Origin of the sequence: Marinomonas arctica (assembly GCF_003259225.1) — a bacterium.
GTDB lineage: Bacteria > Pseudomonadota > Gammaproteobacteria > Pseudomonadales > Marinomonadaceae > Marinomonas > Marinomonas arctica.
In genome coordinates, this window is the sequence record NZ_QHJF01000012.1 from 1 (window position 1) to 10,963 (window position 10,963).

General features: G+C 44.4%; 8 protein-coding genes. 5 read left to right on the forward strand and 3 right to left on the reverse strand.

The features are described 5' to 3' along the window. Together DK187_RS09020 and DK187_RS09025 are read right to left on the reverse strand one after the other, a co-directional pair. Window positions 1-1,030, reverse strand: a 1,030-nt coding sequence (locus tag DK187_RS09020; RefSeq protein WP_111607028.1) for a sensor domain-containing diguanylate cyclase, incomplete at its 3' end; no start/stop codon positions are given. A gap of 88 nt (window positions 1,031-1,118) precedes the next feature. Beyond that, window positions 1,119-2,324 carry a sugar transporter gene (locus tag DK187_RS09025; protein WP_111607029.1) on the reverse strand — a complete coding sequence of 402 codons (1,206 nt, stop codon included), beginning with the start codon at window positions 2,322-2,324 and terminating at the stop codon, window positions 1,119-1,121. 273 nt (window positions 2,325-2,597) lie between these two features. Between DK187_RS09025 and DK187_RS09030 the strand changes: the two genes are divergently transcribed. Further along, on the forward strand, window positions 2,598-4,211 hold the full coding sequence (locus tag DK187_RS09030) for a methyl-accepting chemotaxis protein (protein WP_111607030.1): 1,614 nt from the start codon (window positions 2,598-2,600) through the stop codon (window positions 4,209-4,211). Window positions 4,212-4,425: 214 nt separating this feature from the next. After that, the gene (locus tag DK187_RS09035) at window positions 4,426-5,496 is read left to right on the forward strand and encodes a Fe(3+) ABC transporter substrate-binding protein (RefSeq protein ID WP_111607031.1); all 1,071 of its coding nucleotides are present in this window, start codon (window positions 4,426-4,428) and stop codon (window positions 5,494-5,496) included. A gap of 41 nt (window positions 5,497-5,537) precedes the next feature. Here DK187_RS09035 and ilvY read toward each other — a convergent pair whose 3' ends face one another. Beyond that, complete coding sequence (gene ilvY, locus DK187_RS09040) at window positions 5,538-6,428, reverse strand: HTH-type transcriptional activator IlvY (protein ID WP_111607032.1); 891 nt, start codon at window positions 6,426-6,428, stop codon at window positions 5,538-5,540. Between the two features lie 224 nt (window positions 6,429-6,652). On the opposite strand from ilvY, the gene ilvC reads away from it, so the two are divergent. The 3 genes from ilvC to DK187_RS09055 form a co-directional block, all read left to right on the forward strand. After that, window positions 6,653-8,125 carry a ketol-acid reductoisomerase gene (gene ilvC / locus DK187_RS09045; RefSeq protein ID WP_111607033.1) on the forward strand — a complete coding sequence of 491 codons (1,473 nt, stop codon included), beginning with the start codon at window positions 6,653-6,655 and terminating at the stop codon, window positions 8,123-8,125. A 97-nt stretch (window positions 8,126-8,222) separates the two neighbouring features. Continuing rightward, the gene (gene modF, locus DK187_RS09050; protein WP_111607034.1) at window positions 8,223-9,674 is read left to right on the forward strand and encodes a molybdate ABC transporter ATP-binding protein ModF; all 1,452 of its coding nucleotides are present in this window, start codon (window positions 8,223-8,225) and stop codon (window positions 9,672-9,674) included. A 153-nt stretch (window positions 9,675-9,827) separates the two neighbouring features. Beyond that, the coding region (locus DK187_RS09055; RefSeq protein WP_204355607.1) for a P-loop NTPase fold protein at window positions 9,828-10,963 on the forward strand (1,136 nt) is incomplete at its 3' end.

Genomic DNA, 10,963 nt, shown 5'->3' on the forward strand with positions numbered 1-10,963 from the left:
AGCTGTCGTTGATTTTCTTAAAGTGGTCAACGTCCAGTAAGATCAAACTAAAATGATGACCTCGGTTCGCCAGTGCCAATTCGGCTTTAATCTGCTCATCCCATTTATGGCGATTAAACGCCCCAGTCAGCTTGTCTCGTGTCGCCAGCTCAATAAGCTGCGTTTCTACCTCATCACGGTTGTCCTTTTCCAAGGAAAAGCGCGCCATGAGTATCTTCAGATCTTTCTCAAGTTCGTCTAATTCATCTTTGCCATGATAACGAAATGATTCATCATGAGCGTCGGGAGACATAGAACGATGCAATGATTCAATTTGACCACGCAATGACCCCACTTTACGACGAAAAGACAAAATCGTGTACAGCGTCAAATAACCGCCAATGGCGAAGGCAGACATCCCCAGCATGGCATTCACAATCATAAAATCGCGCTCTTGCTTTTCTACCGTCGCGGCGACTTTCATGGTGAGCTGCTCAATATTCACAAGCAGCTTCTCAGCCTCTGCATCCAATAAATCATCCTGCTTTTCCAGTTCATCCCAAGACACCGCATAATGTGCCTCTCCTTTGCCTACAAAATCAGCAAACAAAACTTCAAAGCCTATTCTATGACTATGCAACGCCTTTATCTGTTGAATTAAAGCTTGATGGTCGGCCACATTGATGCGAATGCTACCCAGTGTCATGCCGGAATGAAGGATACTAATGCTCTTATCAAGCTGAGAAGACAGACGTTGGCTAAAGGCATCAAAACCTTTCACACTTTCTTGTCGCACCCTATCGTTGGTAAAAAAAGCCTCGCCCTGTAAGCGAATCTTCTCCATTAATAAATGCTGCTTCAGTTGCAGTATTTCAATATCCGCAATCACCTCAGACAACGGAATATCAATTTCTGCAACTTCTTGCATTTCTCCGTAGATTTTTTGCGTCTGATAGTTTGAATAAATAATAACCACGAACAAAAATGACAGAAGAACAAAAGAAAGACTGCTGATTTTTCGTGTTGTAGAAACCGTTAACCAATGAAACATAAGACATTCTTATTCGCTAAGATCAAAACAAAACGCCCACACTCGATGCGCTTAACACCAGCCCCTTAATCAGGATACTGGCTGCCCTCTATTCGACAACGGGAGCGTTCGGTTTTGTTGTACGTTTTAACAGCATGATAAGCACCACAAGAGCACCGACACCCAACAATGCCCCAGTAAAACCAACACTTTCTAAGCCGATATAATGAATAGCTTGACCACCAACCAAGGCCCCCGCACCGATGCCTAAATTAATGATACCGGAATACAAAGACATAATAATATCGGCGGCGCTGTTATCGACTTTTAACACTCGTATTTGCATACTTAAGCCAATAATCATGATAGAAGCGCCCCACAACAGGATACAACCAATCAGCAAGGAGTCACTTGGCGCAACAAAATACAAAACACTCATACACATTGACGCCAGCGTCACACTCGTCAACAGCATCAAGGTATTCGATTTATCACCAAAATAACTGAACAATACGCTACCAACAATGCCTGCCATACCGAACAAGAGTAGAATTAAGGTAGTGAAACTGCCACTGATAGCACCGATATCTTTTAAAAAAGGCTCAATGTAACTGTAAGCGGTATAATGGGCGGAAAAAATCATAAAGGTAAAAAAGTACATCGCCAGCAAAATACGATTACTCAATACCTCAGGCACCTTACTAAGAGACCCTGAGAACAAACTTGGCAAACTCGGCAGCAACCGATACATCGCTAACATAATCAATAGGGCAATCACCGCAATCACCGCAAACGTCGTACGCCAATCCAAAAGCTGGCCGATAATCCGTCCCGCAGGCACACCCAGCACCATGGCCAGCCCCGTTCCGGTCGCCAAGACACTCAAAGCAAACGTGTGTTTGCCTTGTGGTGCCACTCGAATAGCAATAGACGCGGTAATCGACCAAAACACCGCGTGGGCAAACGCAATACCAATACGGCTGACCAAAAGAACCGTGAAATTCCACGCCACAACAGATAAGATATGGCTAACCACAAACAAGCCAAATAACCACATTAGCAAAACTTTGCGCTCAACTTTACGCGTCAGCAGCATCATGGGCAAAGACATCAGCGCCACAATCCAAGCATAAATCGTCAGCATCCAGCCCACCTGAGCCGGCGCAATCGAAAAGCTTTGCGCAATGTCGGACAATAATCCGACCGGAACAAATTCTGTGGTATTAAAGATAAACGCACTGAAGCCAAGCACAAAAACGCGCAAGTACTGGACACGGCGAGAAACCGTTTCCTCAGAAAGTGGGATAGAAGTCATGATAACCTGCAGGAAGATGAGCGAGAAGTAATTGCATTATTGTCCACTTTTTTGACCATAACGGAATAGTGAAATATGAATGTTTATTGACAGTTACAACAATTCTTACCCTGCTCAATCCCAAAACACCAAACAAGCTCTTACACCTTACGAAATAATCACTCATAAATAAGAATTACTTTGATTTTTCATAAGAAATACCATACAAAATATGCACCAAAATGATTCAACAAGCCCACAAAAACGCAAAAAATCTACGTTGAAGGAACCGACATGAACAATCTATCCGTTAAAGCAAAATTCATTACGCTTATTTTATCTATCATCATTATATTTTTAGTCGCACTCAGTTTAATAAAAGCAAAAAGTACAGAATTAGCAAACCGCTTTGACCGATTCTATGAAGAAAACCACAATGTCTCACTCAACCTAGAACGAGTTAAAGAAGCACAAATTAATATCATTCTTAATGTGCGAGGCTTACAGATTGCTTATCTATTATCACTTGATCAACAAATTCCTGGTTACCTTGAAGCTATATCAAAGAGCTACAACACAACACCATCCTTGATAAATGAACTTAATAAGGGCTTGTCTAAGCAGTCTGACGAGTCCGCTACACTGCTAACTCTCGTCAATGATTTTCAAAGCAAGACAAAAACCTTTGTCAGCGCTATGGAAAACTCAGCGGATAACAAAGCGCCTTTTCCGGTATTTTCTGCTTTCATCGCCTCATATAATGACTTGATGGCCTACTTCGCCACACTCACAGACAAAACAAATGCGGACGTCATACAGGCAAAACAACAGACAGAACGCCTGATTGCAGAAATCGAAATGAACTTCTGGGCCTCCATTATAGTGGCACTCATCATTTCCATTGTCCTTAGTTACTTGATATCAAACAACATAGTTCGAGGCATTTTAACAGTACGTAATGCGGCCCAAGATATGGCAGAAGGCTACCTTAATAAGCCTGTACACTTATCAGGAAAAGACGAGATCGCCGAACTTGGACACGCCATTAATACTTCTGCGAAGAATTTACGCTCTGTCCTGTCGGGCGTTTTAAAATCGGTTGATACAGTAAACAAAAACAGCCAAGACGTACTAGACGCAAATAGAGAAGTAGGCGAATACTCCATTAGAATTATGGAAAATACGGCCCAAGTCGCCGTTGCCCTAGACCAGATGTCAGCCAATAACCGTACAATATCTCAAAATACCCAACACTCTGCACAAGCGACCGATGAAATACGCTCAGTGGCACAAAACAGCTTGTCTACTGCCAATGGTACATTAGAGGCCATCAACCAGCTCGTTGCTTCACTAAAGGATACAGGCACCATGGTCACGGCACTGCGAAGTGAAACAAGCAATATTGAAACCATACTCGATGTCATTCACGCCATTGCCGAACAAACCAATTTACTCGCTCTTAACGCAGCCATTGAAGCGGCGAGAGCGGGTGAACAGGGACGGGGATTTGCCGTGGTGGCGGATGAAGTGAGAAACTTAGCTCAGCGCTCGCAAGAAAGTGTAGGAGAAATAGAAAAACTGCTAGTACAACTCAATGCCGCCAGTACTAAAGCGGTCAATAGCATGGAAACCTCCATGACCTTAGCAGAATCTTCGCGCAGCCAGGTAGAGAAAACCAATGCCCTCACAGGCAATATTCTCCATAGCATCAAGAACGTCTCTGATCAAACAAGACTTATTGCCTCCTCTGCCGAAGAGCAAACCCTCGTCTGTGAAGATATCAGCAAAAAAGTGCACGCCGTCAAAGACTTAACCCAGCACAACGCGGACATAGCTCAAAATTCTGGACGAGAAATGGCGGCCAGTAGCGTCAATGTCCAACAACAGCTTAGCTTCTTTAAACTCTAACACTTAACAAGGTCTCTAGCCCTATAATCTAAGGATACACCATTCTAGCAGTGAGAGGCCTTACCTCATTTCCAACAGCATTAACTGTTGTTTGAGTAAAAACCCTGAAAAGTTGACAAAAAATAACAAGAACAGGAACTATTCCCATTATTATTTGTCAATTTATATGTAGAATAGCTCAAATGCACACTGTTCACATAAAAAGGAAAAAATAATGACCCAGTTAGTAAAAACGACCGTAGCGGCCTCAATCCGCAAAGCCTCTTCATTGCTCGCCGTTGTGGGCACATCTGTACTGTCTTTGAGCAGTTTATCCGCTCATGCGGCTGGCGAAGTGAACGTTTACTCAGCACGTGCTGAAGCTCTAATCGCACCGCTGTTAGACAATTTCTCCAAGGAAAATGACGTCAAAGTCAACCTGATCACAGGCGACGCCGATGCTCTATTGAGCCGCTTGCAATCCGAAGGCAGCGCGAGCCCAGCGGACGTATTTATTACCGTTGACGCAGGCCGTTTGTACCGTGCAAAAGACGCTGGCGTACTGCAAGCATTTGAAACAGACAAGCTTAAAGACGTTGTGCCAAGCCACTTACAAGATCGTGATGGCTACTGGTATGGTCTATCACAGCGCGCCCGCGTATTTTTATACAACCCAGAAACCGTTAATCCAGCCGAGCTTTCTACCTATGAAGATCTAGCTGATCCAAAATGGAAAGGCAAAATCTGCATTCGCTCTTCTGGCAATATCTATAACCAATCTTTGGTTGCCTCAATGATCGACGCGCATGGCGAAGCCAAAACTTTGGAATGGATCAAAGGCTTAGTGGCGAACTTTGCTCGTCCACCAGCAGGCGGTGATACAGATCAGATTAAAGCCGCGGCCGCTGGCGTGTGTGACATTGCCATTGCCAATACTTACTACTTTGGACGTTTAGGCCAAAGCGATAAGCAAGAAGAACGCGACGTCTACAACAAACTGGTTATGTTCTGGCCAAACCAAGGCGCCGATGAGCGTGGTGTTCACGTCAATGTCAGCGGTATCGGTATGACCGCTTCTGCGAAAAACAAAGAAAACGCCACCAAACTGGTGGAATTTTTAACCAACCAACAAAGCCAAGCATGGTATGCCGAAGTGAACAACGAATACCCTGTTGTTGAAGGTATCGCGCCACCGAAAAACCTAGCCGTATTTGGTGAATTCAAAGCCGATCAAGTGTCTTTGAGTGTGTTGGGTGAAAACAATCGTCAAGCAGTTAAGTTAATGGACCAAGGTGGTTGGAAATAAGTTCAACCTTCCACAGTCCTAGCTAAAAAGAAGGGGCGTGATCACGCCCCTTCTTTCATCAAATTCCAAAACGCGTCGACCAGTGGATTCTTTAGGCTTTTCTTCAGTGTAAACAAGCCGATATCGTAAGGCTCCAACTCTGGCTTCACATCCAGCACTTTAATCCGGTCCACCAATGGGCTGTTATCCAATACAATCTTTGGCACCACACCGATACCAAAACCCAAACTCACCATACTCACGATGGCTTCGTTACCGGTGACTTGTGCGTAGATACGTGGCGCAATGTCATGTTGGCGAAACCATTCATCCACACGGGTGCGAGACACACCACTTTCAGACAAAATCATCGGAATGGTTGCCCACTCCTGCGTTGTAATGGGTGTGTGAGTCGGCACATTTGGCACTTGCTGTTCAAGTGGCGCAATAAATAGCAAAGGCGAAATAGCGATCGGTTTAAACGCTAAACCACGGGGTAAGTTCGCTGGCCTCGCGGCTATCGTAATGTCTTCTTTGCCATCCAAAATATGCGCAATAGCGTGTTCTGGATCACCGGTGCGCAGTTTAATTTCAATCGCTGGATACGCAATACGAAAGCGACGCAGTAATTCATACAAAAAACTGTAACTGGCTGTGACCGAACCATAAAGACTGATTTCGCCACTAAGTTGATCGGAATTATCCGTCAGTTCGTGGCGAATCAAGTTCCATTGCCGACTGGTATCCCGGGCGTATTTAAGGAAGGTCTGCCCTTCTTTGGTCAAGACCACCGTCCGATTATCGCGATTAAACAGCGCGACGCCTAACTCATCTTCTAAGTGTCGAATGTTACGCGACAGGGCAGAAATACTAATATGGCATTCGTCGCTAGCACGTCCAAAATTCAATGTTTCCGCCAAAGCAAGAAATTGTTTAAGTGTCTTAATATTCATCCTGAAACCTTCATACAATGACTGTGCAATCATCATAAAACATGTTTGCAAAAAATGGGACACTGTATTGCGAATATATCAATTTACGAAAAGGTTCTACTGGGTTAGATTAGTCCTATTCGCAGGACGTCATGAAAAGCATGGCTTGGCGACTGTGTAATCCATTTTTAATATCGGCGTGTTTTTATCGCAGATACCGTAATTTATCTTATAGGATGTGTAACATGGCTAACTACTTCAATACTTTGCCGCTACGTGAACAACTAGCAGAACTAGCAAAATGTCGCTTCATGAACAGCTCTGAATTTGCAGACGGCGTAGAAGCGCTTAAAGGCAAAAAAATGGTGGTTATCGGTTGTGGTGCACAAGGTCTTAACCAAGGCTTGAACCTACGCGACTCGGGTCTAGATGTGTCTTACGCATTGCGCCCAGAAGCCATTGCTCAAAAACGCCAATCTTGGAAAAACGCCACAGAAAACGGCTTTGTTGTTGGCACTTACGAAGAGTTGATCCCAACCGCAGACGTAGTTTTAAACCTAACACCTGATAAGCAACACACACCGGTTGTTACGGCGGTTATGCCTTTAATGAAAGAAGGCGCTTGTCTATCTTACTCTCACGGTTTCAACATCGTAGAAGAAGGCATGAAAATCCGTAAAGACTTGACCGTCATCATGGTTGCTCCTAAGTGCCCAGGTTCTGAAGTTCGCGCTGAATACGTTCGTGGTTTCGGTGTTCCTACATTGATCGCGGTTCACGAAGACAACGATCCTAAAGGCGAAGGTCTTGCGCTAGCAAAAGCCTACGCTGTGGGTACGGGCGGTCACAAAGCAGGCGTTCTAATGTCTTCTTTCATCGCGGAAGTAAAATCTGACCTTATGGGTGAGCAAACTATCCTTTGTGGTATGTTGCAAACAGGTTCTATCCTTTGCTTCGACAAAATGGTTGAAGAAGGCATCGACCCAGGTTACGCGTCTCGCTTGATCCAATACGGTTGGGAAACCATCACCGAAGCATTGAAATACGGCGGCGTGACCAACATGCTAGATCGTCTTTCTAACCCAGCTAAGATCAAAGCGTTCGATCTTTCTGAAGAGCTAAAAGTGATCATGCGTCCTTTGTACAACAAGCACCAAGACGATATTATCAGCGGTCACTTCTCTCAAACTATGATGGAAGACTGGGCCAACGACGACGTTAACTTGCTGAAATGGCGTGCAGAAACCGCTGAAACTAACTTTGAGAAAACACCAGCTGGCAATGTGAAAATTTCTGAACAAGAATTTTTCGACAACGGTATCTTGATGGTGGCCATGGTTAAAGCGGGCGTTGAGCTTGCTTTCGAAACCATGACAGCAGCGGGCATTGTTGCAGAATCGGCTTACTATGAGTCGCTACACGAAACACCATTGATCGCGAACACCATCGCTCGTAAGAAATTGTACGAAATGAACGCGACCATCTCTGATACTGCGGAATACGGTTGCTACCTATACAACCACGCGTGTGTACCACTGTTGGCAGACTTCATGAAAGGCATCAAAACTGACGTGATCGGTAAAGGTCTTTCTGTAGAAGACAATGGCGTAGACAACAAACGCTTGATTGAAGTAAACACAGCGCTACGCTCTCACCCAGTTGAAGCAGTAGGTGCGGTGCTACGTGGTCACATGGCGGACATGAAAAAAATCGTTTAATACGATTATTGCGCTCGCCAATACTTTGTTAAAAGCCGAGTTTCAAAACTCGGCTTTTTTGTCTCCGCTGGTTCTAAACAAAACATTAGGAAATACCATGGACAGCCTCCGCTTAGACAATATTCTCTTCGAAAAAGTAACGGTGAACTTTGATGATCGCTTTACCCTAAGCGAGATTGACTGGACCATTGAACCCAACCAACATTGGGTGATTACTGGCACCAATGGTGCTGGAAAATCGGCTTTAGCCGCTGTATTAGCGGGAGTTGGCGACATTGAACGCGGCACCGTCACTGGCCTTCCAAAAAACGTGGGATTGGTGTCTTTTGAAGCCCAAGCGGAGCTGATTGCTAAAGAACTAAAAAAAGACGACGCCGACATCATGGACGTGATTTCCCTTGGCACGCCAGTACGAGAAATGATCTTTGATTATTGCGCCGATCCAGATCTTGCACAGGAACTAGTGGAAAAATTCGGTATTTATCCACTGTTGGACCGCGCCTTTCGCAAACTATCTACCGGCGAAACCCGCAAAGTCATGTTAATTCGCGCGTTGGCGAACAAGCCTGACTTGCTGATATTAGACGAACCCTTTGATGGTTTAGACGTCGACACCCTTGCCATGCTGCAAGCTCACCTTGCTTCCATCATAGACACTACCCCTATGATCATGGTGCTAAACCGCTTCGATGAAATGCCTGACTTTATTACTCATATTGCGCTGCTGGATAAAAAGAAAGACGATCAAGGACGTTTGGCACTGACGGTAGACAAAAGCGACGAAAATGCCTTCAACGAGCTGTATCAACTACTGCATTTGAAAACCACGGATCTAGACATTCCTGAGGCAGATCCAGTCAATAAACTGCCCGCACTCGACCCAAGCCAGCCACTGGTGATACTCAACCAAGCCACCATTAAATACGGCGATACCATCATTGTCGATAAACTGGATTGGACCATTGAACGCGGCCAGCACTGGCAACTCAGTGGCCCCAACGGCAGCGGCAAAACCGGCGTATTGTCATTGATCACCGGCGATCACCCGCAATGCTACACCAACGACATTTTCGTCTTTGGCTTCCAACGTGGAAAGGGCGAAAGCATCTGGCAGATCAAACAATTTATCGGCTATGTTTCCACATCCTTGCAATGGGAATACCGCGTCAGCACCAGCTGCAAAAACGTCATAATTTCTGGCTTCTACGACAGCATCGGCATGTACACCAAATCCTCCGATAACCAGAAGAAAATCGCCGACCAATGGCTTGCACTGCTCGGCATGACAGACCGCGCCGACCAACCCTTTAACAAACTATCCTATGGAGACCAGCGCTTATTACTCATCGCCCGCGCTATGGTCAAACACCCACCACTCTTGATTCTAGACGAGCCCTGCCTCGGACTAGACGACATGAACCGCCAACTTGTCTTAGCTCTAATTGAGAAAATCTGCCAAGGATCAGAAACCACCGTCCTCTACGTTAACCACCACGCGGAAGACCAGATCAAAGGGATAGACAACTACTTGAGGTTGAAGAAGAACTAGTTTTTTAGTTGTCTCACTGCCTTAGACAGAAAAACCGTGTGACGCTTCATTTTCGAAACTGCCGCCTACCTCACATGAAGCGTCACACTTGTTTTCAAAAGCTGATATATTAGGTTAACGAGCCTACAAAAACTGTCGCAAAAGGACATTGCTGTGCAAAGAAATCCACCTTTTACTCCTGAATATAGAAGTGAATTAAGAGCTAGATTGGAGAGACTAGATCAAAACGTTGTAGTAGCTCTTTCTATTCGTTGTGCATTACGAGTCTTTCCTTTACTGACATACACGGAAAATCGAAAACATTTTTTTAATTATTGGCCAGAACACAGAAGCAAACACATCCTAGCGATTTGGCGAGTATTACTCAGCTATAACAATAACAGAGAAAATTTGTCCCTCATCAAAAAAGCTGCTGAAGCAACTCAAAAAGCACACCCTATTATTGAGTCCACTATAGAGTCCGTCCTTTTTATTGCCGAATCTAATCCTTACTATTCTATTTACCATGCATATTCTGCTGCATATAGTGCTAGTCCGCTTTCTACAGACCATGTAACTTTCCAAGCGGTCCCTTTTCCAGATATAAAAGCGGAATTAGAATTAGATTTGGCAATATTAGAGGCTGGCGAAGTAATTACGTTAACGGGTTTACCTCTATGGCAAAAGCCCAACTCAGATTACATAAATTGGTTAGAAAAGCATCTTCCGGATGCATTAAACCAGCTATCGTCAGAACAAGATAAGCGCCTTACGTCTAGTACTCTAAATAACATTTGGCCTATCTATAAAGGAATTTTTGATGGCAAACCAGATAAGAAAGCCATAGATAACGCACTCAATCAGCTGGAAGAGTATTTTTCCAATAAGGGCATTGACGAAACAGAAAATAATAAGCTCTTCTATGGTAAAGATGATGAACCATTTTATGGGAAAGACGACGAGCTATTTTATAAAAGAAAAAATGAACCAAATTCTGAAACAGAACCCGAAGAAACAAAATATGGCATTGAAACCATTGCAGGCAACCGCCACAGCAGTCATCAATATGCGGCAGAAGATAAGCTCAACCGTCAACATCTAGTGAATACCTTAGCGACTTTACTGCAAGACCAAAACAATCATCACCACCAAACTATTGGTTTATTAGGCCATTGGGGCGTTGGCAAAACTTCCTTTGTCGAGCTGCTTAGAACAGCTCTGAAAACGAAAAAACAAAAAGGCGAACCAGATTTTTTATTCGCCGAGTTTAATGCTTGGGAATACGAACATACGGACAACCTACAAGCCGG